At 57.3% G+C, this 25,556-nt stretch carries 26 protein-coding genes; 9 read left to right on the top strand and 17 right to left on the bottom strand.

The window, feature by feature from the left end:
* Nucleotides 1-7: 7 nt before the first annotated feature.
* The 3 genes from mnmE to ACT2B1_RS01395 all read right to left on the bottom strand — a co-directional run bounded on the left by mnmE (nt 8) and on the right by ACT2B1_RS01395 (nt 3,194).
* Nucleotides 8-1,294, bottom strand: coding sequence for a tRNA uridine-5-carboxymethylaminomethyl(34) synthesis GTPase MnmE (gene mnmE / locus ACT2B1_RS01405; RefSeq protein WP_481668429.1), 1,287 nt, complete (start codon nt 1,292-1,294; stop codon nt 8-10).
* 30 nt (nt 1,295-1,324) lie between these two features.
* Nucleotides 1,325-2,596: a transcription termination factor Rho gene (gene rho, locus ACT2B1_RS01400; RefSeq protein WP_171123784.1), complete on the bottom strand. Its 1,272-nt coding sequence runs from the start codon at nt 2,594-2,596 to the stop codon at nt 1,325-1,327.
* Nucleotides 2,597-2,744: 148 nt separating this feature from the next.
* Nucleotides 2,745-3,194: a CopD family protein gene (locus ACT2B1_RS01395; RefSeq protein ID WP_481668428.1), complete on the bottom strand. Its 450-nt coding sequence runs from the start codon at nt 3,192-3,194 to the stop codon at nt 2,745-2,747.
* A 404-nt stretch (nt 3,195-3,598) separates the two neighbouring features.
* Here ACT2B1_RS01395 and ACT2B1_RS01390 point away from each other — a divergent pair, with 404 nt between their 5' ends.
* The 4 genes from ACT2B1_RS01390 to dnaQ are packed head-to-tail and all read left to right on the top strand — an operon-like array spanning nt 3,599 to nt 6,333.
* Nucleotides 3,599-4,198: a Maf family protein gene (locus ACT2B1_RS01390; protein ID WP_171123780.1), complete on the top strand. Its 600-nt coding sequence runs from the start codon at nt 3,599-3,601 to the stop codon at nt 4,196-4,198.
* A complete protein-coding gene (locus ACT2B1_RS01385) occupies nt 4,195-5,028 on the top strand; it encodes a shikimate dehydrogenase (protein WP_481668427.1) in 834 nt (277 codons plus the stop codon). Before ACT2B1_RS01390 ends, ACT2B1_RS01385 begins: the two co-directional genes overlap by 4 nt.
* Nucleotides 5,025-5,618 (top strand): dephospho-CoA kinase, encoded by a 594-nt coding sequence (gene coaE, locus ACT2B1_RS01380; protein ID WP_481668426.1) that lies wholly within the window; start codon nt 5,025-5,027, stop codon nt 5,616-5,618. The genes ACT2B1_RS01385 and coaE overlap by 4 nt, the downstream gene beginning before the upstream one ends.
* On the top strand, nt 5,611-6,333 hold the full coding sequence (gene dnaQ, locus ACT2B1_RS01375) for a DNA polymerase III subunit epsilon (protein WP_171124073.1): 723 nt from the start codon (nt 5,611-5,613) through the stop codon (nt 6,331-6,333). Before coaE ends, dnaQ begins: the two co-directional genes overlap by 8 nt.
* Nucleotides 6,334-6,360: 27 nt before the next feature.
* Here the strand turns inward: dnaQ and secB are convergent, their stop codons facing one another.
* Nucleotides 6,361-6,858 (bottom strand): protein-export chaperone SecB, encoded by a 498-nt coding sequence (gene secB, locus ACT2B1_RS01370; protein ID WP_171123773.1) that lies wholly within the window; start codon nt 6,856-6,858, stop codon nt 6,361-6,363.
* A 64-nt stretch (nt 6,859-6,922) separates the two neighbouring features.
* Complete coding sequence (locus ACT2B1_RS01365) at nt 6,923-7,414, bottom strand: FxsA family protein (protein WP_481668425.1); 492 nt, start codon at nt 7,412-7,414, stop codon at nt 6,923-6,925.
* Between the two features lie 108 nt (nt 7,415-7,522).
* Here ACT2B1_RS01365 and ACT2B1_RS01360 point away from each other — a divergent pair, with 108 nt between their 5' ends.
* Genes ACT2B1_RS01360 through ACT2B1_RS01350 form a run of 3 tightly spaced genes read left to right on the top strand, consistent with a single transcriptional unit; the run spans nt 7,523 to nt 9,803 of the window.
* Complete coding sequence (locus ACT2B1_RS01360; RefSeq protein ID WP_481668424.1) at nt 7,523-8,185, top strand: Tim44/TimA family putative adaptor protein; 663 nt, start codon at nt 7,523-7,525, stop codon at nt 8,183-8,185.
* Complete coding sequence (gene mltA / locus ACT2B1_RS01355; RefSeq protein WP_481668423.1) at nt 8,182-9,216, top strand: murein transglycosylase A; 1,035 nt, start codon at nt 8,182-8,184, stop codon at nt 9,214-9,216. Before ACT2B1_RS01360 ends, mltA begins: the two co-directional genes overlap by 4 nt.
* Entirely contained in the window at nt 9,216-9,803 is a 588-nt protein-coding gene (locus ACT2B1_RS01350) for a Smr/MutS family protein (RefSeq protein ID WP_171240462.1), read from the top strand. Before mltA ends, ACT2B1_RS01350 begins: the two co-directional genes overlap by 1 nt.
* On the opposite strand, the gene ACT2B1_RS01345 is transcribed toward ACT2B1_RS01350, so the two are convergent.
* The 3 genes from ACT2B1_RS01345 to hslU all read right to left on the bottom strand — a co-directional run bounded on the left by ACT2B1_RS01345 (nt 9,800) and on the right by hslU (nt 13,521).
* Nucleotides 9,800-11,020 (bottom strand): MFS transporter, encoded by a 1,221-nt coding sequence (locus tag ACT2B1_RS01345; protein ID WP_371808235.1) that lies wholly within the window; start codon nt 11,018-11,020, stop codon nt 9,800-9,802. The two genes, ACT2B1_RS01350 and ACT2B1_RS01345, sit on opposite strands and share 4 nt — an antisense overlap.
* Nucleotides 11,017-12,114, bottom strand: coding sequence for an alpha/beta hydrolase (locus ACT2B1_RS01340; protein ID WP_171240463.1), 1,098 nt, complete (start codon nt 12,112-12,114; stop codon nt 11,017-11,019). The genes ACT2B1_RS01345 and ACT2B1_RS01340 overlap by 4 nt, the downstream gene beginning before the upstream one ends.
* A 99-nt stretch (nt 12,115-12,213) precedes the next feature.
* Entirely contained in the window at nt 12,214-13,521 is a 1,308-nt protein-coding gene (hslU, locus tag ACT2B1_RS01335) for an ATP-dependent protease ATPase subunit HslU (RefSeq protein WP_171240464.1), read from the bottom strand.
* A 179-nt stretch (nt 13,522-13,700) separates the two neighbouring features.
* Here hslU and ACT2B1_RS01330 point away from each other — a divergent pair, with 179 nt between their 5' ends.
* The gene (locus ACT2B1_RS01330) at nt 13,701-14,942 is read left to right on the top strand and encodes an MFS transporter (RefSeq protein WP_171240465.1); all 1,242 of its coding nucleotides are present in this window, start codon (nt 13,701-13,703) and stop codon (nt 14,940-14,942) included.
* Here the strand turns inward: ACT2B1_RS01330 and hslV are convergent.
* On the bottom strand, nt 14,931-15,491 hold the full coding sequence (gene hslV / locus ACT2B1_RS01325) for an ATP-dependent protease subunit HslV (protein WP_171240466.1): 561 nt from the start codon (nt 15,489-15,491) through the stop codon (nt 14,931-14,933). The genes ACT2B1_RS01330 and hslV overlap by 12 nt on opposite strands.
* Nucleotides 15,492-15,688: 197 nt before the next feature.
* Between hslV and ACT2B1_RS01320 the strand changes: the two genes are divergently transcribed.
* Entirely contained in the window at nt 15,689-15,883 is a 195-nt protein-coding gene (locus ACT2B1_RS01320) for a DUF1127 domain-containing protein (protein WP_171123756.1), read from the top strand.
* A 58-nt stretch (nt 15,884-15,941) separates the two neighbouring features.
* Here ACT2B1_RS01320 and ACT2B1_RS01315 read toward each other — a convergent pair whose 3' ends face one another.
* The 8 genes from ACT2B1_RS01315 to tsaE all read right to left on the bottom strand — a co-directional run bounded on the left by ACT2B1_RS01315 (nt 15,942) and on the right by tsaE (nt 25,530).
* Entirely contained in the window at nt 15,942-16,301 is a 360-nt protein-coding gene (locus ACT2B1_RS01315; RefSeq protein WP_171124046.1) for a Lin0512 family protein, read from the bottom strand.
* Complete coding sequence (locus tag ACT2B1_RS01310) at nt 16,298-16,648, bottom strand: Lin0512 family protein (RefSeq protein ID WP_171240467.1); 351 nt, start codon at nt 16,646-16,648, stop codon at nt 16,298-16,300. The genes ACT2B1_RS01315 and ACT2B1_RS01310 overlap by 4 nt, the downstream gene beginning before the upstream one ends.
* 67 nt (nt 16,649-16,715) lie before the next feature.
* Nucleotides 16,716-17,036: a thioredoxin gene (gene trxA, locus ACT2B1_RS01305; RefSeq protein ID WP_039542610.1), complete on the bottom strand. Its 321-nt coding sequence runs from the start codon at nt 17,034-17,036 to the stop codon at nt 16,716-16,718.
* 60 nt (nt 17,037-17,096) lie between these two features.
* Nucleotides 17,097-20,456, bottom strand: coding sequence for a double-strand break repair helicase AddA (gene addA, locus ACT2B1_RS01300; protein WP_481668422.1), 3,360 nt, complete (start codon nt 20,454-20,456; stop codon nt 17,097-17,099).
* Complete coding sequence (gene addB / locus ACT2B1_RS01295; protein WP_481668421.1) at nt 20,453-23,380, bottom strand: double-strand break repair protein AddB; 2,928 nt, start codon at nt 23,378-23,380, stop codon at nt 20,453-20,455. Before addB ends, addA begins: the two co-directional genes overlap by 4 nt.
* Nucleotides 23,373-24,059 carry a nucleotidyltransferase family protein gene (locus tag ACT2B1_RS01290; protein WP_171240470.1) on the bottom strand — a complete coding sequence of 229 codons (687 nt, stop codon included), beginning with the start codon at nt 24,057-24,059 and terminating at the stop codon, nt 23,373-23,375. The genes addB and ACT2B1_RS01290 overlap by 8 nt, the downstream gene beginning before the upstream one ends.
* Nucleotides 24,056-25,060 carry an aminoglycoside phosphotransferase family protein gene (locus ACT2B1_RS01285; protein WP_481668420.1) on the bottom strand — a complete coding sequence of 335 codons (1,005 nt, stop codon included), beginning with the start codon at nt 25,058-25,060 and terminating at the stop codon, nt 24,056-24,058. Before ACT2B1_RS01285 ends, ACT2B1_RS01290 begins: the two co-directional genes overlap by 4 nt.
* Nucleotides 25,057-25,530, bottom strand: a complete 474-nt coding sequence (tsaE, locus tag ACT2B1_RS01280; protein WP_481668419.1) for a tRNA (adenosine(37)-N6)-threonylcarbamoyltransferase complex ATPase subunit type 1 TsaE — start codon at nt 25,528-25,530, stop codon at nt 25,057-25,059. Before tsaE ends, ACT2B1_RS01285 begins: the two co-directional genes overlap by 4 nt.
* Nucleotides 25,531-25,556 lie beyond the last annotated feature (26 nt).

The raw sequence follows: 25,556 nt of genomic DNA, 5'->3' as shown, positions 1-25,556 counted from the left end.
ACACTCCCTATTTTCCCAGACAGAAGCTTGCGAAGATTTCATCCAAAAGATCTTCCACGCCTATTCTACCGACCAATGCCTCTAGCGCACGAATGGCTGTGCGCAATTCTTCGGCAGCGATATCATACAAGTCCGGGCCTGATTCCAGAACAGACATTGCTGCACCCAACGCCTCCTGAGCATTATTGAGCGAAATACGGTGCCTTTCGCGGGTTGCAATACCATAACTTGTGGCACGGCCACCCAATATACGCGATATATCGGAGATCAACTGATCCAAACCCTTACCAGTTTTACCTGATATCCCACCTTTTATATCATCCCTGAGGTCAGCCTTCGGCAAAACCTGAATATCACCGTCGCGCACTGAAACACCCAAAGACATCGGGTCCTCGGTCAGGAATACCCGTAAATCCGCGGCCTCTGCACGTTTAATCGCCAATTCGATTCCAAGGCTTTCAACATGATCTTCGGTTTCGCGAAGCCCGGCTGTGTCCAAAAGCGTGACTGGCAACCCCTCAAGATCCATTCGGACCTCGATCACATCGCGGGTCGTTCCGGCATATTCCGACGTTATCGCCGCATCTCGCCCGGCAAGTGCATTCAGTAAGGTGGACTTCCCTGCATTAGGAAGGCCGACAATTGCGACTTCGAACCCTGAGCGAATACGCTCCGCAATCCGAACTCCGTCGGCTTCGCGTTGCACATCAGCCATGACACCAGTGACCAAAGAACGGACTTCGGGCGTAACATCCGTCGGAACCTCTTCGTCAGCGAAATCAATGACAGCTTCCAAAAGGGATGCGGCGCGGATCAGATCACGACGCCAGCGTTCTGCAAGGGAACCCAGTTCGCCGGCTAATATTGTCTGTGCCTGTTTGCGCTGCGCTTCGGTTTCGGCATCAATCAAGTCGGCCAAGCCTTCGACCTGCGTCAAATCCATCTTGCCGTTTTCAAGCGCGCGACGCGTGAATTCCCCCGGCTCTGCAAGCCGCAAACCTTCAGTATCGCCAAGACTGCGCATCACCGCATTCACAGATGCCATACTTCCGTGAACCTGCAACTCTGCCACATCTTCACCGGTAAAGCTCGCAGGGGCCAGGAATGTTAGTACCAGACCCTCATCCAGAATTGAGCCGTCAGTTGCAAACAAGGCGCGCACACGCATGCCGCGGGCTGGCAGAGTATCCCTGGTTAATGCAGCCGCTGCGGAATGCGCCAAAGGACCAGAAAGGCGGATGACCGCCACCCCGGCTTTGCCCTGCGCGCTGGCCAAGGCGAATATCGTATCCATTCGAAGGCCTCGCGCCAGTTAAGACCTGTGTCAGGTGTTCATTGAATCGAAGAACTCGCCATTCGTCTTCGTCTGCTTCAGCTTGGATAGCAGGAACTCGATCGCGTCGGTCGTACCCATCGGGTTGAGGATACGGCGCAGAACGAAAGTTTTGGCCAAATCGCCCTTGTCGACCAGCAAGTCCTCTTTCCGGGTACCGGATTTGAGAATGTCGATGGCCGGGAACACGCGCTTGTCGGCAATTTTGCGATCCAGCACGATTTCCGAGTTACCGGTGCCTTTGAATTCTTCAAAGATCACCTCATCCATCCGGCTGCCGGTGTCGATCAGCGCGGTGGCGATAATGGTCAGCGAACCGCCCTCTTCGATATTCCGCGCGGCACCAAAGAACCGCTTGGGCCGTTGAAGGGCGTTCGCATCAACACCACCTGTCAGAACCTTGCCCGACGATGGTACCACTGTGTTAAACGCCCTACCAAGTCTTGTGATCGAATCGAGAAGAATAACAACATCTCGCTTGTGCTCGACCAGACGCTTGGCTTTTTCGATCACCATTTCCGACACGGCCACGTGGCGCGTTGCGGGTTCATCAAAGGTCGAGGATACAACCTCACCCTTTACCGAACGCTGCATGTCAGTCACCTCTTCCGGGCGTTCGTCGATCAGTAAGACGATCAGATAACATTCGGGGTGGTTCTGCTCGATCGAGTGCGCAATGTTCTGCAAGATCACCGTCTTACCCGTCCGCGGGGGCGCCACGATCAACGACCGCTGGCCCTTACCAATCGGTGCCACAAGGTCGATGACACGAGCAGATTTATCCTTGATGGTAGGATCCTCGATCTCCATCTTCAGACGCTCTTCTGGATACAAGGGCGTCAGGTTGTCGAACAGGATCTTGTGCTTGGCCTTCTCGGGCTCTTCAAAATTGATCTTAGTAACCTTGATCAGCGCAAAATAGCGTTCGTTGTCATCAGGTGCCTTGATCTCACCTTCAACCGTGTCGCCGGTACGAAGCGAATGCTGGCGGATCATGTCGGGTGAAACATAGATGTCGTCTGGACCCGGCAGATAGTTCGCCTCGGGCGAGCGCAGGAAGCCGAACCCGTCCTGCAAAACTTCCAGAACGCCGTCACCACCGACGGTCCAACCCTCATCCGCGCGTTCGCGCAGAATCTGGAACATCATCTCGCCTTTACGCATGGTCGAGGCGTTCTCGATCTCCAGCTCTTCGGCCATTGCCAGAAGGTCTTTGGGGCTTTTGGCCTTAAGGTCGGCCAGATTCAGAGTTTCATTGGACATGATACAAACCTTCACCGCTGTCAGCGCGGCACGAAGTGGAATTTCAGTACGGAAGATACGCCGCCCGGACGGGCGTGTTGACCCCTACATAAGCGTGGCTTCAGGTGGAGTCAAACCACCTGTCTGACCCTTATACGCAAAAAAGCCCTCAGAACTTCAGAATGACCGCCAGAACGATTATCACCATCAAAACGGTCGGAACCTCGTTCATCATGCGATACTGCCGCCCAGTGAGCTTATTTTGCCCCTCAAGGAAGTCTTTGCGCCGAGCCATCAGCCAATGATGAAACCAGGTCATACCAATCACGGATACGCCTTTGACCCAAGGCCATGCAAAATCCCAACCGACAATACCCGGTGTAAACACCATGATCAGGCCACAGACCCAAGCCACAATCATTGCGGGGCGCATGATCACACGCAGTAGCTTTTCTTCCATTTCAAAGAAGATTGCCTCAGCCCCTTCGACAGTCTGTGCTTTTTCGACGTGATAAACGAATAGTCTAGGCAAATAGAACAGGCCCACCATCCACGAGATCACTGCCATGATGTGAAGAGACTTCACCCATGGGTAAATCGTGAAAAGAAAATCCGTCATCTTGGCTCCGAAGATTACTCGGAACCCTCCCTAATAAAAAAATAAGAAAAGAAAAAGGAAGATGGTTTTGTAGGGTGAACAAAATCAGTGGATTACTTTTTTACACATCTGTTTTCCCCAGGTGGATAGAATCCGGTTTAGATACGGTGATTCTGTTGAGGGAATAAATTTCACAACAATTACAGTATTTTATATATTAACCGAGTATGAACTGCTGGGGATAAGTCTTTGAGTAACCTTGGAAAACCGGGTTATTCCTGTTCTTGGACTTATCCTTGTCCCTGCAGGATACCATTCGGGCGAATCCGGGAAGTTTAGCGTGAAAATCCCGGGCTTGCGTGTCAACTGGAAAACCATACAAACCATCCCGGAACAGTTAACGGTTTACTCAAGGGGTTTTCCACATGTCTGTCCCCATCATTCTGGCCTCTGGGTCGTCGATACGAGCGCAGCTTCTCAGGAACGCGGGCGTGCCCTTCACCGTGCAAACCGCGCGCGTGGATGAAGAGACAGCCAAACGGGCATTGCTAGCCGAGGATGCAAGCCCGCGCGATATTGCGGATACGCTTGCCGAAATGAAAGCACGCAAAGTCAGTGACAAATTTCCGGGTGCAATGGTGCTGGGCTGCGATCAGGTGCTGGATTTCGACGGTCGGTTGCTGTCCAAACCCGAAACGCCAACGGATGCACTGTCGCAACTCAGGGCGATGCGTGGCAAGCGACATATGCTGCTGTCTGCCGCTGTGATTTATCAAGACGGGGAACCCATCTGGCGACATGTGGGTCAGGTTCGATTGCGGATGCGGATGAGCTCGGACGCATATCTGCGAGATTATGTTGATCGCAACTGGGACAGTATCCGGCACGCGGTCGGGGCATATAAATTGGAGGAAGAAGGCGTGCGTCTGTTCGCAACCATTGACGGAGACTATTTTAACGTCTTGGGTATGCCCCTATTAGAGCTGTTGAATTTTCTGGCGGTCAAAGGGGTGATTGATCAATGAGTGAAGGCCGTATTCCTCTGGCAGGTGTGATTGGACACCCGGTTGCGCATTCAAAATCCCCGACCCTTCATGGACATTGGTTAAAATCCTATGGTCTGGCTGGGCACTATATTCCAATGGATGCTGCCCCGGATGATCTTGAAGTTGTCCTGCGCAGCTTACCTAAGGCTGGGTTTGTAGGGGCAAATGTAACGGTACCCCATAAAGAAGCGGCCTTGCGATTGGCGGATAACGTATCGGATCGGGCGCAGAAAATCGGTGCTGCGAACACGCTGGTCTTTCGTGAAGATGGCGCGATCCATGCCGACAATACCGATGGCTACGGATTCATGGAAAACCTGCGCAGCGGGGCACCGGATTGGACGCCGGGCGATGGTCCGGCCGTGGTGTTTGGCGCTGGCGGAGCTGCGCGCGCCGTTTTGCAAGCATTGGTCGAGGCCGGAGTGCCTAAGATCATGCTGACCAACCGAACACGGACCCGGGCGGATAAGCTGAAGGACGAATTCGGCCAAACCATCACCGTTGTCGATTGGGTGCAGGCCGGAAATGTGGTCGAAGATGCCGAGCTGGTGGTCAATACGACGTCACTTGGGATGCAAGGGCAGCTTGAGCTGCGGGTCCCTTTGGATGGGTTGCAGCCGGGTGCTGTTGTCACTGATCTGGTCTATGCGCCGCTGAAAACCCATCTTTTGCAAACGGCCGAAGAAGCCGGATGCACGGTCGTGGATGGGTTGGGTATGCTGCTGCATCAGGCCGTTCCTGGATTTGAAAGCTGGTTCGGGGTGCGGCCCGAGGTGAATCTGGATTTGCGCGCGGCTGTTTTGTCATGAGTTTCGCGCTGGGTCTGACCGGCTCGATCGGGATGGGGAAAAGCACGACGGCCCAGATGTTCGTCGATGAAGGCTGTGCGCTATGGGATGCGGATGCCGCGGTACATAGACTCTATTCAAGGGGTGGAGCGGCTGTTGAACCGATGCAGACGGCTTTTCCAGACGCAATTGTTGATGGGGCTGTCAGGCGTGATGCGCTGAAACGGATCATTGCGCGGGACGTATCCGCCTTAAAACAGATCGAGGAGATTGTTCACCCGCTGGTGGCGGCGGATCGGGCTGCGTTTCGGCAAAACGCGACCGCGGATATACTGGTTTTTGACATCCCTTTGTTGTTTGAAACCGGGGGTCATGTAGCGATGGACGCCGTGGCCTGTGTTTCGGTACCTGCCGATGAACAAAAACGCCGGGTGATGGATCGCGGCACGATGTCCGATGCGCAGTTTGAACAAATCCGCGCCAAGCAGATGCCGAACGAAGAAAAATGCGCCCGGTCAGATTTTGTGATCGTGACAGACAGTCTGGACCATGCCCGCGCACAGGTGCAGGATGTGGTCAAACAGATACGAGCGGGGCTGGCAGATGCGTGAGATTGTACTCGACACCGAAACCACGGGGTTCGATCCAGAAAGCGGTGACCGGATCGTGGAAATCGGTGCGGTTGAACTGTGGAACCACGTCGCCACAGGCGAAACCTATCACGTCTATATTAACCCCGAGCGCTCTATGCCTGAAGAAGCCTTTGGTGTGCATGGCATTGGCCCGGATCTGCTAGATAACCCGCGCCCGCCGGAAAAGGGTGAGGTGACGCTGAAGGACAAGCCGGTTTTCGCCAAGGTCGGTCAGGGATTTCGCGATTTCATCAAGGATTCGAAACTGGTCATTCACAACGCCTCGTTCGATATGAAATTCCTGAACGCCGAGCTGAAATGGATGGGTCTGCCCCCGATCCCGATGGATCAGGCGCTGGATACGCTGGCGATTGCGCGCAAACGCTTTCCCGGCTCACCTGCTTCTTTGGATGCGTTGTGCCGCCGGTTCAATATCGACAACTCGAATCGAGCGCTGCACGGGGCGCTGCTCGACTCCGAAATTCTGGCCGAGGTTTATCTGGAACTGATCGGGGGGCGACAGCCGGATTTCGGATTGTCGACTGCGGCATCCTCATCTGTGGGCGGCGGCGATGAATGGCGCCCAACAGCGCGCCCAAATGCGCTGGCGTCCCGTATTACCGAAGACGAACGCGCCGCGCATGATGCTTTCGTGGAAAAACTGGGCGAAAACGCATTGTGGACCCGCGCCTGAGAAACATCCCGGCGCGGGTCCGGAGCTTTAGGCTTCGGTTTTCTGGGCTTCGGCTTGGCGACGCATCAGTTCGTTGCGGTACAGGCTGACAAAGTCGATGTTGTCCAGATTTACCGGCGGGTAACCACCGTCGCGGGTCACATCGCTGACGATACGGCGCAGGAACGGGAACAGCATCCGGGGGCATTCGATCATAAGGAACGGATGCAGCTGATCTTCGGCAACACCTTCCACGTGGAACAGGCCGCAATAGTCCAGCTCACACAGGAACAGGATGTCTTCCAGACCCTTGGCCTTGGACTTGAGGTTCAGCTTGATCGACACTTCGTACTGATGGTCTGCCGGGCGCTTTTTCGCATCCAGATTGACCTGTACGGAAATCTCGGGCTGAACGTCGCCCGATACGCCCTTTTGGGCCATCACGTTTTCAAAAGACAGGTCACGGATGAATTGTCCCAGAACGCGCATCTGGATTTGCGGGGCGGCCTGGGCCGCGGTGTTTTCTTTGGCGTCTTCTTCGGCCATGGATCTACTCCGAAAATAAAATTCGTCACTGCTTAACAAGTTGGGGCAGACACCTCAATGCAGGTCACGGCCCTTCGACCCATTTCGATGGCTTTGATGGGTTCTGACGGGGGCGAACTTCGGTAAATTCGCCGTCAATCACGTCGTCTTGTTGAAACGGATCAGGCCCGGAGCGAAATTGTGCGCCAGTTCCCATCTGAAACTGCGTGATGGTGGCTTTGGATTTAAGGTACCGGAATACAGCAACCCGGACGCCGGGAATTAGTAAAGCAAAACCAACGGCATCGGTGAAAAACCCCGGCGTCAGTAGCAAAACGCCCGACAGCAGGATCATTGCGCCATGGGCCAGCGGCTCGGTCGGGTCGTCCAGTTCAGCAAAGGAACGTTGCAGGTTTTCCAGCGCCATGCGACCTTGTGTCCGTACCAAAACAGTGCCCAGAATGGCTGTCAGGACTACAATGGCAAGCGTTGGCCACAGGCCGATCAAGCCGCCAACCTGAATGAACAGAGCGATCTCGATGATCGGGACCAATAAAAAAGCCAAGAACAGATACATTTGCGCTATCCTTTACAGCAGGGCGGACTGTGGACTTGCCGCCTTGTGTCACCTACATAGTGGCTTGAGGCCGCGTACACAAAGTCCCGGCACTGAAAAGAGAATGAAATGAGCGACAACCCAATGATCCAGTTGCTGGTCCTGGCCGGAATTGCCGTTTTCCTGATCCTTCGCTTGAAAAGCGTTCTGGGCACGCGTGAGGGGTTTGAAAAACCCCCGGTTCAGCAGCAACCAGAGGCGCACAAGTCGCGCCGCGACTTCGAGGTGATCGAAGGCGGCCCGGATCACGACATCACCGACCACGTCGCCGAAGAAAGCGAACAGGCGCAAACCCTGACTGCGATGAAGCGGGTCGAGCCCAGCTTTTCTGTCAGTGAGTTCGTTCAGGGTGCGCGTGGCGCTTATGAGATGATCGTCATGGGGTTTGAAAAGGGCAATCTGGATGAAATACAGCCCTTCTTGTCCGAAGAGGTGTTCGACACGTTCGTATCCGTAGTCGCTGCCCGCGAAGATCAAGGTCTTACGATCGAGGCTGAATTTATTGGCGTGCGCGAGACATCCTTGGCAGATGTGAAGTTCGACAAGGATACCAACCAGGCCGAGATCACCATGAAGTTTGTTGGTGAGCTGACTTCGGTCGTGCGTGATCGCGGCGGGGACATCATCGAAGGCAACCCCAACACCGTCAAACGCCAGAAGGACAGCTGGACCTTTGCCCGCGTCATGGGCGCGGACGATCCGAACTGGCTGCTTGTCGCCACGGACGCATGATTGCTGCGCTTCGGTCGTTTTTTCTGGGGGCTGTGATGGCAACCTCTGTCAGCGCCGAAGCGACGCGTTCCATACTGACCTTTGACGATCTTGATGGCTGGGCCGAGGATGACCACGGCGCAGCCCTTTCGGTTTTTCTGAATACATGCGGTGATCTGGACGACCCTGACTGGCGTGCGCTGTGCGCCGTTGCCCGGGCCTATGAATCTGACGCTGCCCGATTGTTCTTTGAGCTGTTTTTCCGTCCTGTTCTGGTCGAAGACGGCAAAGATGCCCTATTTACCGGCTATTTCGAGCCCGAGCTGGATGGATCTCTGACCCGATCCGAACGTTTCAGATATCCGATTTACAAGATGCCGCCGGAAGCTCGCGCCGAAGGTCCGTGGCTGAGCCGCCGCGAAATTCTGACCGGCGACAGCATGACCGGCCGGGGTCTGGAGATTGCCTGGGTCGATGACCCGGTGGAATTGTTCTTTTTACAGATTCAGGGCTCTGGCCGTATTCGTCTGCCGGATGGGGGCGCGGTGCGCGTTGGGTATGGCGGGGCGAACGGCCACCCCTATCGGTCTATCGGGTCGGAACTGATCCGTCGCGGAGCGTTGGGTGCGCATCAGGTCAGCGCGCAGATGATCCGGGCTTGGGTGCGTAAAAACCCCGAAGCGGGTGCCGAACTGCTGTTCCACAATCCGTCATATGTGTTCTTCCGCGAAGTAAACCGCGTCGCGCCAGAATTGGGTCCCTTGGGTGCAATGAATCGGTCTGTCACCACACTGCGCAGCATTGCCGCTGATCCGGCCTATACGCCTTTGGGCGCGCCGGTTTGGGTTGAGAAAAACGGCAAAACACCGCTACGCCGATTGATGATCGCGCAGGACACAGGCGCCGCCATCAAGGGCGCCCAACGTGCAGACATCTTTTTCGGCACCGGGGATGAAGCCGGGGAAGCTGCCGGTCGATTAAAGGATTCGGGTCGAATGGTGCTTTTGCTGCCGATTCAACGCGCTTATGCGCTGTTGCCGGATGAGTTCTGATGACACGCCGTAAACTGACCGCGGAAGAAATTGAGCTGTGGCGCAAGGTGACCAATCAGGCCGAGCGCCTGCATCCCGAAGTGCCGCAAACTGTGCACCCGACGACGTTGCCCAAACCCAAGCCAACCAAAACGCCCAGGGTGCGGATTGAGCGGTTCGAGGTCGGGCAGAACGCCTTGGGAAAACCTGCGCGCAACGCGTTGAAGCCCACGGTCACAGAAAGCCTGCGCGCGACGCCGGTCCAGATGGATACCAAGGCTTTCAGCCGCATGAAACGGGGCAAGCTGAAGCCAGAGGGCAAGCTGGACTTGCATGGAATGCGCGTGGATACGGCGCATCCAACATTGATCCGGTTCATTCTGTCAGCGCAAGCATCAGGCAAACGTCTGGTTTTGGTCGTAACCGGAAAGGGCAAGGACCGTGATGAGCCCGGCCCCATTCCCACGCCGCGCGGTGTGTTGCGCAATCAAGTGCCGCAATGGTTATCTCTGCCACCCTTGGCGCAGGCTGTTCTGCAAGTGACACCTGCGCATGTCAGCCATGGCGGTGACGGGGCCTATTACGTGTATTTGCGCCGCGTTCGTTAAAGGGTTTGAGCGGCTCTTGCGATGCCAATGCGGGCAAGGACACTGACCAGTACGAAAAAGCCTCCGATCCACAGAAACTGGATGTCCAGCGGCACACCCAGATCAATCATCACGCCGGTCAACCCCGGCCCGATGGCTGATCCCAGAACCATGACCGCCGTTGCCATCGCCTTGATCGCGCCGATATGCCGGGTGCCATAGAATTCGGCCCAGAACGCGCTGGGCAGGGTGCTGTTGGCACCAACTGTCAGCGCCAGAAACATCAAGGCCAGCGTTGCGCCCCCGATCGACGATGTCATCCCCACGATCCCAAACCCAACGGCCATAGGCAGTTGATAAAACGGCATGATCCTAGCCGTGCCCCATTTATCCAGCGCCCAACCCCCCGCAAACATCGACAACATGGAAACGCTGGTGAAAATTGGAAACAGGGCAACCAGTTCGATATGCTGCCAGCCCTTCGAGCCCGCCAGATGAACCTGATGAAAGAAAAAGGCGGTGATAAAAGCAGACGGGCCCAGCAAGGCCGGTGCCATGAACCAGAACAGCGGATGAAAGATCGCTTCTTTCCGGGTCCAGTTACGACCTTCCATTCCCGTTGCCGAATATTCGCTGGACAGGCTTTGCGGGGTTCTTTCCTGACGAAGCAGCCGTAGCAGCGCAGGGATCCCCAAAAGGGTGACACACGCGGCAATCACCCAAAGCCACCGCCAGTCCAAGAAGGCCATGGCAGCCACAAAAGTGACCGGCAGCAACGCTTCGCCCACCGAGAAACCCAACGACGTGATCGCCAGTGCTTTGCCCCGTGTGGCAGTGAACCATCTGGCCATTGCCACCATCGCCAAGTGGGTGCTCATCCCCTGCCCAAACAGACGCAACAGAAACACCACAACAGGCAGCAAGGCAAGCCAGGCGTTCACCGCCATCGCCAACGCTGCCAGTGCCAGGCCTGCCAGAACCGCGGGGCCCAGAACCCTTACTCGAAAGATGTCGGTCAGCCCTCCGGCCCAGATCATCACGACGGCCGATATGGTGGTTCCAAGAGAATACAAACCGCCCCACGCGCCATGACTCAGACCAAAAGCGGCGCGGATTTCCCCAGAAAAGATCGAAATGAAAAAGGTCTGCCCAAAGCTGGACATGAAGGTCAGCAAGACTCCGGCACTTAACCATGTCGCGTTGTCCCGAAGGTATTGCCCCAACCGGAACCGCGTCACGGAGAGCTGACCCGCGCCTGCCCCGTTTCGCTTAGAACGATTTCAGTTGCACCCGTCGGGTTGCGAACGCTGTTGGGGGCGATCACATCAAACCCGCGACCGTCCGGGTCGAAGGTTCGGCTCACCCTTCGGGCGGAATTGATGATGGCCAAAAGCGCGGGCGACGTCGCGGCCACGAAATGCGAGGAATCCGCATCCTTGTTGAACGCCGTCGTGTCCAGAATGCTGATCTTGTAGTCCGCCAATGCATCAACGGAACTGATATTGCCAAGGCGCTCACCTTGAGTGGTGCCGCGCAGCCGGGCCGAAATGTTCAACAGTTTGTCTTTCCGCGACACCATCACGATGAAAGGGTCCGGTGGCGTTTTGATCGTATCCATTTGCGTCCGGAACAGATCGACATCCAGATCGGGGGCAATCAGTACGACACCTTCGATATTTTTGCTGGCCCAACCGGGTTCGCGCAATTCGGCCTGTCGCATCATCTCCATCGTCAGGGCTGTACCCATGGAATGGGCCACCAGAATAACGCGCCTTACACCCATTGCCTTAAGCTGTCGCACAGTCTGCTCTAATCCGTCGCGCGCAAACAGCATACTATCCAGATCATAGGCATATCCGGCACCACGGGCCTGGCTGGGCCAGGAATACACCATGATTGCACCGGGGATGTTGATGTCACGGCTTAGCTGGGCCGCGCGGAACGTGGTCTCGAACTGGGTTGTGTTATAGCCATGGATAAAGATGGACACCTCATCCTTGCCCCCCAATCGCGCCTTCATCTCACTTGGCCCTTGCAACTCATCCACACCGGCCATGACGAATTGCTTCTCGGGGTTCGGATTGGCATATGAAAAATCAAGGGTCCCGGGTGTGTGATTGGGCGGGATCGAAACCGTCATTTCCAGATATTGCAACGCCTCGCCCCGCTTAAATCCATAAGAACCGTCCGGCTCTCGCGCACGCGTTGTCGTTGCAAAAACGGTTTCAGGGCTTCCGACGGACAGCGCAGTTGGCACCGTCTCGGATATCGTACGGTCGACACAGGCGGTTAGAGGCACCGCCAGCAGGAAAATGAAAAAATAGCGCAGCAAAGGATTGGTCCTCGGGACAATATGCGCCCACGCTATCTGATTTTCGCCTCAGGTCCAGCGGTGCCGTACAGAATGACCGGCGGAAACCGGCTGGACCTATTACAAGACGTAACGGCTAAGGTCTGTGGACTTGGTCAGCTCACCCAGATTGTCATCGACGAATTGCGCGTTCACCGTGATCTTGGCCCCGGCCTGATCTGGGGCGGTGAAGGACAGTTCTTCGAACACACGCTCCATCACCGTGTACAAACGCCGCGCACCGATGTTTTCGACGCTTTGGTTCACGTCCGCCGCGATTTTGGCCAAGGCCGCGATGCCATCGTCGGTGAAGCTGACCGTGACCGCTTCGGTGCCCATCAGGGCGGTGTACTGGCGGGTCAGGGCGTTGTCTGTCTCGGTCAGGATACGCACGAAATCCTCTTCGGTCAGCGCGCGCAGTTCAACCCGGATCGGCAGACGGCCCTGCAATTCCGGCAACAGGTCCGAGGGTTTGGCGATGTGGAACGCGCCCGAAGCGATAAACAGGATATGGTCGGTTTTGACCGCACCGTGTTTGGTGCTGACAGTTGTGCCCTCAATCAGGGGAAGCAGGTCGCGCTGTACCCCTTCCCGGCTGACGTCGCCGCCGCGTGCATCTGATCGCGCGCAGACCTTGTCGATCTCATCCAGAAAAACGATGCCATTCTGTTCGACCGATTCCAAAGCCACGCGGTTGACGGTTTCATCATCCAGCAGCTTGTCGGCCTCTTCCCCGATCAGCGCGTCATAGCTTTCGGCGACAGTCATCTTCTTTTTGACGGTCCGCCCACCGAACGCCTTGCCGAAGATGTCGCCCAGATTCATCATACCCATCTGGCTGCCGGGTTGACCGGGAATGTCGAACATCGGCATTGGGTTCGCGCTGTCGGACAACTCCAACTCGATCACCGTATCATCCAGCTCGCCCGCTTTCAGTTTCTTGCGGAACATCTCGCGCGTGCCTTCCCGGGCATCGGTACCGGCGATGGCTTCGATCACGCGATCTTCGGCGGCCTGATGCGCCTTGGCTTTGACGTCTTCGCGCATGAATTCGCGGGTCTGGATAATCGCGGCATCTGCCAGATCACGCACGATCTGTTCCACGTCGCGCCCGACATATCCAACTTCGGTAAACTTGGTGGCTTCGACCTTGATGAATGGCGCGCGGGCGAGTTTCGCCAGTCGGCGGCTGATCTCGGTCTTGCCAACACCGGTGGGGCCGATCATCAGGATGTTTTTCGGATACACTTCATCCCGAATGTCATCGGTCAGTTGCTTGCGCCGCCAGCGGTTGCGCAGCGCGACGGCGACTGCGCGTTTGGCATCCTTCTGCCCGATAATGAAACGGTCCAGTTCCGAGACAATCTCGCGCGGGGTCAGGTCGGTCAAGGCGCAGTCCTTTCGGTCGGCATATGGAAACTTGGGCTTAGGTAATCACCGCTGGATCGAAAACAACAGCGGCAGCGTTGGTTAGCAATGCCCTATCCGGTTTGCAAATGCTTTCCTTAGGTGAAACGCACCCCCTCTGATACAGTAATTTCAAGGTGTTGAGGGTCAGGAGCGCGCGGATGACGAAAATTGCCAAGATCACCCTTCTGTTCGTGGTGTTTGTGGACCTGCTTGGGCAGGGGCTGGTTTTCCCGATCATCAACTCGCTGATCATGGAGACGAAATCCAACTTCCTGCCCGAAAGCACCGCAATGGGTATGCGGCATCTGTACTATGGGCTGGTGATCGGTTGTTTCTTTCTGTCCTGGTTTCTGGGCGTTGTGTATGTCTCGAAAGTCTCAGACTCGATCGGGCGCAAGAACGCATTGCTGGTCTGTCTGGGTGGAGCGTTGGCAGGCTATGCGCTGACCATTACGGCGCTGTATCTCAACAGTCTGATCCTGTTGATTATCGGTAGGTCGATCACGGGCTTTACGGCTGGGAACCAACCTATTGCACAGGCGGCAATGATTGATGGCAGCTCTGACGCCGCCGATCGCGACCGCAATATGGGATATATCATCACTGGCGTTAGCTTTGGCCTTGTCGGAGGTCCGATAATTGGTGCCGTCCTGTCCGATGCCAACCTGCTGGGCAGTTATGCGACGCTGAAAACACCGTTCTACGGGGCCTTCGCTCTGGTACTGATTGCGATTTTCCTTGTGATGTTCTTTTTCAAGGACACCCGCACGGAACGCGCAGCCTTTGTTTTTCGCCCCCGCGATATCACCGACAGCCTGATCGCGGTCCGCACGCATCCGTTGGTTCTGAAAATCCTGCCGGTTTATGCCTTGTTCATGATCGCGAATGTCACCTTCTATGTCTTCGTCGACAATTTCCTGACATCTGCATGGGGCTATGGCGTGATCGGCGGAAGCATGGCGATGGTGGTGATCGGATTTGCGCTGGCGTTCTCAAGCACTTTCCTTGTGAAACCGGCACAAGAAAGGTTCAGCAAGCATCAGATCATCTACACATCGCTGGTGGTCATGGTGATCTGCGGGTTTGGTTTTGCCTTCAGTCCCAGCGGTGTGCTGAGTTACATCCCGGTCTTCTTCTTCTATTTCTTCTTTGGCGTATCCTACCCAACCTTGCTGGGCCTGTTTTCTTCGGCCGTCAGCGAAACCGATCAGGGTTGGGTGATGGGCGTGACCACGGCTGTCTTCTGTCTGGCCGGAGGGGTCATGTCCCTGATCGGCGGCGGGTTGATGAGCATCGACATCCGGGTGCCGTACTACATCGTCATCCTCGCCGCGATACTGGGCCTGATCGGGATGCACCTGCGGTGGAAGGGGAAAGAGATCAAGGCGCTACTGGCCTGAGATTTCCTCAACCGTCAGGTTGCCATTGGTATAGACGCAAATATCGGCGGCAATCGCCATTGCCTCACGCGCCACCGTTTCGGCGGGCTTGTCGCTGTCCATCATCGCGCGCGCTGCGGCCAGAGCGAAATTGCCGCCGGATCCGATGGCGGCGACGTTGTGTTCCGGCTCCAGCACGTCCCCTGCCCCTGTGATCACTAGCAGATCCTTGCCATCCGTGACGATCAGCATCGCCTCAAGCTTTTGCAGGTATTTATCCGTCCGCCAGTCTTTCGCCAGCTCGACCGAGGCGCGGGCCAGTTGGCCTGGCGTGGCCTCCAACTTGGCTTCCAGCCGCTCCAGCAAAGTGAATGCATCGGCTGTTGATCCGGCGAAACCCGCGACAACCTCGAACCCGCCCGGCGACAGGCGGCGCACTTTCCGGGCGGTGCCTTTGATCACGGTTTGACCCAGGCTGACTTGACCGTCCCCGGCAATCACCACTTGGCCGCCTTTCTTGACGCCAATAATTGTCGTGCCGTGCCATCCGGGATAATCGCTGTCTGCCATGGAAGCCTCCGTTTTGTCTGGTCCCCTATATGGGCCGGGCGCGCGTACAGCGCAACAGTTCACAAACCGCTTAAAAGATATGCATTAAATGCAATTCGGGGTTACCAGACTAGCAATTGTGAGTCTCAGGCAATGCTCCTACATGAGCCTTACAACCGACACGAGGTCGGCTGTTTCAGTCACAAGGAAATGCGCAAATGGCAACTACTGCAAATATCCATGCGCCGCTCGGAGCAGCTACCATCCTGCATGTAGTGGACGCGATCTACGGAACATTCGAAAAAGCGGCTTTGTGGAATGAATCCCGCAAGACACGCAAGCTTTTGTCGAACCTGAGCGACGCCCAGTTGGAAGATGTCGGTCTGACCCGCGCGGAAATCGAGACGATCTGACCCGCACGATCATTACAAGAATAGTTGAGCCGCTCAGACTTGGGCGGCTTTTTCTTTTTCAGGATAATTTGTATCGGTCGGAAAGATCCGGCAGAAACGCCTCGACCGCAGCGGTGGCCACCACATGCCGCGTCCCGTCTTTGTCGTCGATATCCAGCCCGCCCTTTACGGCACGTACCTTGGCCCGCCCGCGTGGAAGATCTGCAGCGACCTGATCACAATCCACAGCTTCGGGATCTTGAACACCGATTGTCACCTGAACGCGCATCTCGTGGTGATCCACGCCCAGCTTGGAAAACAGCGTGATCGACGAGTGATGCAAGGCGTCTTGCACGGCCCGTCGTGCGGCCTTGGTGTAATCCTGTCCATACAGATCGTTGCCAGTACCCATTTCCAGAATGATACGTTTTTCGCTCATGTCGCAGGCTCCATGTCGAACGAGACTATAATGGCCGCGTTTGCGATGACGGTGCGCCCCTCGGCGTGGGGTTTGTCGATATCCAGTCCGCCTTCGGTGACAGTCACATTCGGCTGACCATAAGGAAATACGGCTTTCAGCGCATCCTGGTCCACCTGATCGGGCTTCTGCACCCCGATTTCAGCATCAATGATCATTGCCTCTTTCGGGAAATCGAACAATTCTGCCATGTTGACAGAGTTGTGCCAAAGCGCATCCTTGATCGCACGCAGAGCGGCCTCGGTATAATCCTCGCGGCGCAGCGAGGTTCCCATTCCAAATTCAACAAGAACCCGAGTTTTTGTCATGTGCCCTCCCGGCAGAAAGAAAGGCGCCCCGGTTGGGACGCCTTTGAAAACAGTCTGTCCAATCAGATCAGATGGACTCGTCAATCCAGCTTTGCAGCGCGGCTTTGGGCGCGGCACCTGCGCGGTTCGAAACAACCTGACCGTCTTTGAAGATGAACAGTGCCGGAATACCGCGCACGCCCATGGCGGCGGCTGCGTTCGGGTTGCTGTCCACGTCTACCTTGGCAATCTTGACCTTGCCGCCATACTCAGTGGCCAGCTCTTCCAGAGCGGGGCCGATCTGTTTACAGGGGCCACACCATTCGGCCCAGAAATCGACAACAACGGGGATGTCGGAATTCTTGACTTCGGCGTCAAAGGTATCATCGGTTACGGCTACGGTCGACATATTCTGTCTCCTGAATGGGGAATGCTTGGTCACTGAACCTAGGTGCGAGGTTTTCCAAGGTCAAGGCATCGGCGCACGGGCCAGTGCATCCGTCACAAGATCGTGTGGCAACCACATCAGCCCGGCGGTTCTGGTCCAGAGGATTGCAGTTCGGATATCCCGGTCCGGATAGATCTGCGACAGGGCTTGTGCATAAGCGCCCATCTGACGCAACAGCCCCTCAGGGCAGGCGTTCGCATCCTCGGGGATTGTGGCATTGGATTTGAAATCAATGGCTTGCACAGTATCGGCCGTGACGATCAACCGATCTATGACCCCGTGCATCCGGTGGCCGTTCAGGTCGGCGGTAATCGGAACCTCGGCCAGTGCGTCCGGACCAAATATGTCCTGCAGATGTTCTGCAGTCAGGACTGTATGGGCTTCGTCAAACAGCTCTTGTCGGTCCATTTCCTGCATATCGGGAAGAACGCGGGCGCAGAGCTGCGGCCAGTTGTCCCGTGGCACCGGCGGCAAATGCTCAAGCAGCAGGTGCAGGCGCGTGCCGCGAAGTTTGGCTGCGTCTTCGTCCTGACCGCTGTCACCCGGCAACGCCTTAGGGCCACCCAGATCCGATGGGCTGATCGTTTGTTGCGCCGGGGACGGGGTTGCAGCCGCCGCTAGAAACGCGGCAGGCAAATCGGCGTCTTCAACAGGTGCCTCTGCATGAGAGACAAGCGGCAAGCTGGTCCAGTCCCCATGTGACAGCCTTAATGTATCAGACCCCGGCTCTTGAGTAGCCCCTGCCCGGCCCATCGCGGCCTCAACCATCTGATACCAACTGGTTCCGTCCTTTCCGACATCCCCAGCGGCCCCAACGATCAGCCATTTCTCTGCCCGTGTCAGCGCAACGTAAAGCAGCCGGAGGCGTTCATTTTCCTCCCGCGTTCGCGCCTCGGTCCGGGCCTGTGCGATCAGGCTGGGGGACGCATCTGAGGGAACCTTCCACAGTGGCGTGTCATCGGCCACCATGATTTCGGCATCGCGCGGGGCTTGCCGCTTGCCGGTATCCGGCAGGATGACAATCGGTGCCTCAAGACCTTTGGACCCATGTACGGTCATCACGCGGATCATGTTGCCCACACCGCTCATCTGCCGCTTGATTTCCAGATCATCTGTCTGCATCCAGACCAGAAAACCCGTCAGGCTGGGTATATCCGTCCGCTCATAGGCAAGCGCCTGAGAAAGCAAGGCGTTGATGCCATCCTCAGCCTCGGCCCCCAACCGGCCCAGCAGGTTTCGCCGCCCGTGATGGCGGGTCAAGATGCGTTCGATCAAGTCATATGGGCGAAGAAAGTCGATCTGGCTGCGTAGGTCATTCAGCACGGCCAGCGTTTCGGGAAACTCTTCGGCGCGGTTGCGCAGCGCTGCCCACAGGAATTGTTCCTGCCGTCGATGCGCCAGATCGAAAATCTGCTGCTCGGTCCACCCAAATAGAGGAGATTTCAGCACAGTGGCCAGCGACAGGCTGTCTTCGGGCGTGGCCAGAAAACTCAGCAACGCAGCAAGGTCCTTCACGGCCAACTCCGCGCCGACCTTCAACCGGTCGGCCCCAGCGATTGGCAGGCGCAATGCTTTGCAGGCACGGATGATCTCGGCAAACAGATCCGAGCGGCGCTGCACAAGGATCAGAAAGTCCCCGGGCTGCACCTTGCGGCGAACGAACGTACCGGGGGTTTCACCGTCCTCGGGGATCGTTTCGCCAGTGTCGATCATCGACTTGATCGAATGGGCTATCTTTTCCGCAAGAATGACAGTGTGATGCCGCGCACCGGGGCGGTCTACCGGATCGGTCCAGTCGGCTTCGTCATCGTCGGTCACCTTTTCGATCGCAGGCCAAAGGTCTACGCGACCCGGCAGGCTGGACTTGAACGCGCGGTGCAGGGCTTTGTCCTGAAACCCCGCCTCGGCGTGGCCTTCAAACAGGATATTCACCAAAGACAAGATCGCACTGGACGAGCGGAAGGAGTATTCCAGCTCTAAACTCTCCAATTTAGAGCCTGAATTGATCAGTCGCCGCCCAAATTCCTGCTGCATCCGGTCAAAGGCTGCGGGATCGGCCCCCTGAAAGGAATAGATCGACTGTTTCTTATCCCCGACCACAAAGATCGTGCGTTCGACCCCGGATCGGGCCCCCTCCCCGCTGGTAAATTCCTGCGCCAGCTTTTCAACCACGTCCCATTGATCTGGGCTGGTATCTTGCGCTTCGTCCACAAGAATATGGTCGATGCCGCCATCCAGCCGATACAGCACCCATTCTGCGACCGCCGGGTCGTTCAGCACCCGCCGTGCGCGCAGGATCAGGTCGTCGAAATCCAGCCACCCACGCAACTGTTTACGACGTTCATATTCGGGCAGGAAAGCGGCGGCAAAGCGATGCAGTACATGGGTCTTACGTGCGGCAACCAAGGCCAAACGCAGCTCACGCGCGGCCTCGATGCGTAGCATCAGCGCCTCAAGCTGGGGCATTCGATCAGCCAACGCGCCTTCGCGCAGCGCCTTGGTCGAGAAGCTGTTAACCTTGGCCGAGAACGGTTCTTTGGCCCCTTTGCCGGTTAGAAAGACGCTTTCCAACATAGGCAGACTGGTCAGCCGGGGCTCGGTGAATGCCGCCAGTTTCGCCGCAGTTTTAGCGTTGGTGTTTCCGCCTTCGGAAAGCGCAGGCAGGATTGACTGAATAAATTCAACTTCTCCACCTAAAAATACTCGCTCCAGCAGCGCGTCTTCGTCAAACCCTTCGGGCAGATCAAATCGCCTTTGAATTTCCGCCCAGTCTAGCGCCTGCGCAAACAAGTTGCGTTTTTGGGTGATCGCAGCCGTTAGATTGTCGAACCCGGTATCTGTTACAAACCGGGCCACGTCTTCGATCAAAGCGGCTTGCGGTCCTTCTGCAAAATCTTCAACGATTTCCTCGCGCAACAGGGCGGCGGCGCGGTCTTCCATTTCCGCGAATTGCGGGCTGACCCCGGCTTCAAGCGGAAATCGACGCAGCAATGAGGCGCAGAAAGAGTGGATCGTCTGAATCTTCAGCCCGCCCGGTGTTTCAATCGCGCGCGCAAACAATGTTCGCGCCTGCGCCAGGCGACCGGAATTAATTGCGCCGGGCACACCCAGTTCCGTCAATTGCGCGCGCAAGGCGTCATCGCCCAGCATGGCCCATTCACCCAGTCGTTTGAACAGACGGTTCTGCATCTCGCTGGCGGCGGCCTTGGTGTAGGTCAAGCACAGGATATGCTGCGGCTGCACACCATCCAGCAGCAGGCGCGCAACCCGGTCCGTCAACACCCGCGTTTTGCCGGAACCCGCGTTCGCCGCAAGCCAGGTCGATGCATCGGGCCGTGCGGCTTGCACCTGCCGTTCGGTCGCGTCGTTGCGGTGGCTCATGTCAGAACCTCCGGCGCAGAGTCGCTGGTCCGATCCCATTCGCCGAAGCGGGCAAGATGATCATAGTCGCCGACATCCGTATCTTTGTGCAGCATCCTCCGCGCCGTGAAGCCCTGATCAGGCTCTAAATATGCGGAAATCAGTTCTCTTAGCTCTGCAATGACCTTATCTGGCGGTTCTTTTGCCAAGGGCGCAAGGACCTCTTTATACGTTCCGCCCATCCCCACAAACACGGCCTCGGCCACGGGCAGCGGATTCAGCCCCTCGATCCCGCCTTGTTCGGCGATGGCTGCCTCGATCAGCAATTGTTTTTCAAACTTCGCCTGCTGGCTTTCGCTCGGAGGTGCGCCGGTCTTGTAATCTATCAGACGCACTGCACCCCTGCTGTTCAGGTCGACCCGGTCGGCGCGGCCCACGATGGCGAAGTCCAAAGGAGCAAGAACAAGGTTCATTTTGGCCTCAAACGAAACCGGCCCCCCATCCCCGTGCCGAGCAGTTTCTGCGCTGAGAAAGTCATCCGCGATCCGGTCTAGCCGCGCCAGCCACAGCTTGCGCGCTGTCGGCCACGCGACGTGTTGCGCAAGCAGGTTTTCGGCGCGTTTCAGGAAATTCTCGCGTGTCAGCAGGGCTGTATCCAGAACACTGTCCTTGACGAAATGCTCCAGAATTTCATGAATCACGATCCCCCGTAGCAAGGCATCGGGGGCCTGAACCAACGGATCAAGGGGCCTCAGGCGCAGCACGTGCTTAGCGTAGATTGCGTATGGATCACGGATCAGACGTTTGATTTCCGTAACGCTCAGGCGGCGCGGTCGCGCAGCGACCGGCGGACGCGGAGAGGGACGCGGCGCGGGTTCAATCCGAGGTGCAGCTTCAAGCTGTTCCGACCAGCGCAGCCATTTCCTGCCGCGGGCGCGCATCTGGGACAGCGCCTCGCGGCCTCCCTGATCCGGTAACCCCTGCAGTAAGTTCGTCAAACGGTTCAACCAGCGGGACGGTACGGTTTCGGCATCATCAGACCGGGTTGCGCGCGTCAGCCACACTTCGGGCGCGCCGATCGCCTGTTGGAAATCATGCGCCGACAGTCCAATCCTACGTTCCGGAAGCAATAGGCCGACCTTGTCGCGCATCTGCCGGTTCAGCCACGGGTCAGGCGCTGCAGCTTCGGGCCAACTGCCTTCATTCAGTCCGCCCAAAATCAGCAGATCGGCCCCCTGTACACGCGCCTCAAGCGTGCCCCAGATCATGATAAGCGGATGTGGTGCGTCCCTGTCGCGGACCTCTTCTCCCGCCAGCAAAGCGCCAAGAAGATCCGCAAAATCACGCGCATTCATTGACCCGCCATGATGCGCTTCTGCCTCCAGCGCGCTTAGAACGGACAGTGCCTTTTGCCCGGCGTTCTTGTCCCACAGCGTACCTGCGTCCCCTGCACTTCCAGCGGAAATGCTTTCGGCCAGATCGCGCAGCCGCGCCACCCAATCTGGCAGTGCAAGCTCGTCACCGATCGGTTGATCGCAGAAATGGCGTACAAGCCACTGCATCCATGCGTTTGGCGCTTCTTTTCGGATAGCAAAATCGGTCAGGCTGCGCCCGTCCGGAAACGGCGGGCCATTGCGACGAAGATCCAGTTCAAGATCCCGCGTATGCAGCAGATGCGCCCCCCGATCGCCACCGTCATGGCACAGGGGGTGTTTCAAAAGGGTTAGCAGAGCTTCGCCGTCCAACCGCCGTGCAAACAGGTTCGCAACGTGCCGCAGGAATCGGCCGGGCGGCGATAACTGCAACGGAAGGCCTGCGCTGTCATCGGGCAGGATGTCCCAGCGGTCCAGCGCTGCGCTGACCTGACGCGTCAACATCCGGTCCGGGGTTATCAGGGCAGCGGTTTGGCCCGATTCCGCAGCCTCGCGCAGGCGCAGGGCAATCGCTAAAGCCTCGGCGCGCGGAGATTGGGCCTCGACCAGAGTCAGGTCTGCAGCCGCGCTGTCCAGACCAGTAAGTTGCGGGCCTTCGGACATCCACGCATCCGTGATCGGCGCAGGACGCAACGCCAATGAAACCAGCCGGTTACGGGCAGGGGAAGGCGGGGTATCCTGTGTCCATGGCCTGATCTGATCGGGTTTTAACCCAAGTTGCGCCATCAGTTTGCGGAACCGGTATTGTGGGTGATCTTCTGATGTCAACGCATCATCCAGATCTGTCCAGACATCGGCGGGCTGATCGAAGTCGAACCCGGGCAGGATCAGCGCGCCCTGCGGCAACCGCGCGACAGCCTCCATCAGCATCAGGGTCGTCCCCCTTGATCCCGTGGACCCGGCAAGAATAACCGGATGTTGCGGCGGTTCCGCCGTCCAGCGGTCGATCAGGTTCAGGACGACGCGCCGTTGTCGGGCCTGCATGTCAAGCGCATCGACCCCGGTGTCGATGAAATTATCCGCGATCCCGATAAACGCCTGTGCTCGCGCCCAGTGTCCGGACAGATCGCTGATGTCCAGATTCCGGATCGCGTCAGGTGACACACCTTCGCCCTGCATTTCATCAATCAAAGCGGCCAAACTGTCGGACAGGTCAAACACGGATGACCGCGCCGCCAAATCCGGCTGCTGGTCCAGCAGCTTAGAAACCAGCTGCGTCAGTTCCAGGCGCCGTCGCAGGGGCGGGATTGCGGGCGGAACCTGCGCCAGATCAACACTTTCACCCAGATCGGTGATCAGCGACAGACGTGGCAAAAGGCAGGGTGGGCCTTGATCAAACAACTCTCGTACACGCCGGGCCATCCTTCGTGTGTTGACCACCAGTTGCACGCGGGCAAGGGCCTCGGGCGGGGTACCTTCGTGGCGGGCCTGCAGCCCCCGAACCAGCGCCTTGGGAAAGTCCGTACCGGGTGGAACCGCAAAAACGCGGGGTAGGGCGCTAGGCTCAAACACTTGCCAAAAGCTCCTCGGCGAGGGCGATCCCTTCGGGCCTTCCGACATCGCACCATCGGCCTGGATAAGACAGGGCAAACAGGCGGTTCTGACTGTGCATCTGGTCCCATAACAGGTTTAAAGAAAAAGACTTTTGCTGAAAATTCATCAATCCATCTGTCTTGGTGATTTGGATTCCGCCATAGATCAACCCCGGCCCACGCGTAATCCGGCCTGACGCGTCGGCGGTGAAATCTCCTGTCCCCATATATCCAATGGTCCGAGTGACGGGCACACACATCAACAGGGCGTCCATTCTGTCCGGGTCCCATGCGTCGCGCAGCAGCGCAAGTGGGTTCGGCCCGGCCCAGATCGCATCCGAGTTTGCCGTATATACGGGTTCTGTGCCCAACATCGGCAGGGCCGCGCGCAATCCGCCACCGGTTTCCAGAATCTCGGCGTCTTCGCGGGACAGTAATACACCCTTGGGGGCCAGATGCGCCTCAAGCTGATCGGGCAGGTAATGCAGGTTTGCGACAATCCTTTTGGGGTGAACGTCGTTGATCAGGTCCAGCGCATAATCGATCAAGGGCCGACCTGCGACCTCAATCAGCGGTTTGGGCGTCGTGCTGGTCAACGCGCCCATTCGGGTACCAAACCCGGCTGCGAACAGCATGACGGCTTCGGGAGTTCGGGTCATGCCTGTCTGAGCCTTTCCAAAGCCTCGGGTGTTGGGGCGGGTAGGGCGCGCCGCAGCAGATCGGCGACTGAAACCAGCGCCGGGTGTTCCAGATCGCGCATCAGGTGGGACCAAGTTGCCGGGATCAGGTCAATATACTGGGGCTTGCCGTATTCTGTTGCCAGCCGTGCAAACACCCCCAGAATTCGCAGGTTTCGCTGGGCGCCCAAAACGGCATAGGCCGTGCGGAAATCGTGGTCGTTGACACCCGTTTCTGTGATGTATCGTGTGATCATCCGCATCTCGGTGCCGGGTGCCACGTCGCGACGAACGTCCTGTAGCAGGGACACCAGATCATACGCCGGATGACCCAGCATAGCTGTTTGAAAGTCCAGAAGGCCGACGCGCTGAACCCCTGTGCGATCCGGCAGCCAGATCAGGTTTTCGGCATGATAATCGCGCTGGATGACTACCTTCTGGCCAGACGTTTCGGTGTGCAGGATATCGGCGAACCGATTCTCAAAACGGGCCCGCATATCTTCGTCATAAGCCCCCTGCACGGCTTGCGCGTATTTTGTGAAGGACAGCGCGGCCAGCTCGGTCATCAGGGATGGGCCGTAAGACTGCAAAGACAAGGTCGGCGCGTCGTGCAATGTGATTAGAACATCCGTGGCGGCCTCGTAGAGTTCACGCTCTTGCTGCGGATGGTGTTCGAGAACGCGCGCAAACAGATCGTCGCCCAGATCCTCCAGCAATAAGAACCCGAACTCTGTGTCTTCTGCATAGATCTTGGGTGCGCTCAAGCCAACTGACCGCAGGTATTCGGCCATGCGCACAAAAGCCTCCACCGGTTCAGCCTGACCTGGGGGGGAATCCATCAAAACAGCCGTATTTCCGGAATCAGGGTCCGTCAGGCGCTCGTACCTGCGGTTTGACGCATCGCCAGCCAAAGGCGCGCGCCGGGCATTTGCCCATGGCGTTTGGGCAATCAGGGCTTCGGCCAGAACCGCCCGGTTCGTCATGAGCAGGACTCCAACTTTTCTGACCATCTCGGGTCCGACCACGTCAGGGTCAGCATTCGTTTTTCCATCATATTAGGGTCTGTTTCGAACGTTAGTGTGAGGGCATTTTCAGGCCGAAGCGGACCCAGCTTGTCGGGCCATTCGATCAGGCAGATCGACGTGTCGAAGGCTTCGGTCAGGCCGAGTTCTTCAACCTCTTCTACCGCGGATAGGCGATAGAGATCGGCGTGCCAGATTTCGGCGGCGGCTGTGTCGTACACCTGTACCAACGTAAATGTTGGTGAGGGCACATCTTCCGGAATTGTCATCAATGACTGGATGAGGCTGCGCGCAAAATGCGTTTTACCGCTGCCAATCTCGCCCTCAAGCAGCACAATGTCACCGGGCAACAGTTTTGAGCCCAATCGAGCAGCAAACCCGGCTGCTTCTTCTGGGGAATTCAGGTCAATCGTCAGCGGCGCAGTCGTCATGGCGCCACAATGACCCTGTGTCCGGT

It is taken from the genome of Ruegeria sp. S263 (assembly GCF_056780525.1).
This window is presented reverse-complemented; position numbering and strand designations above follow the sequence as displayed.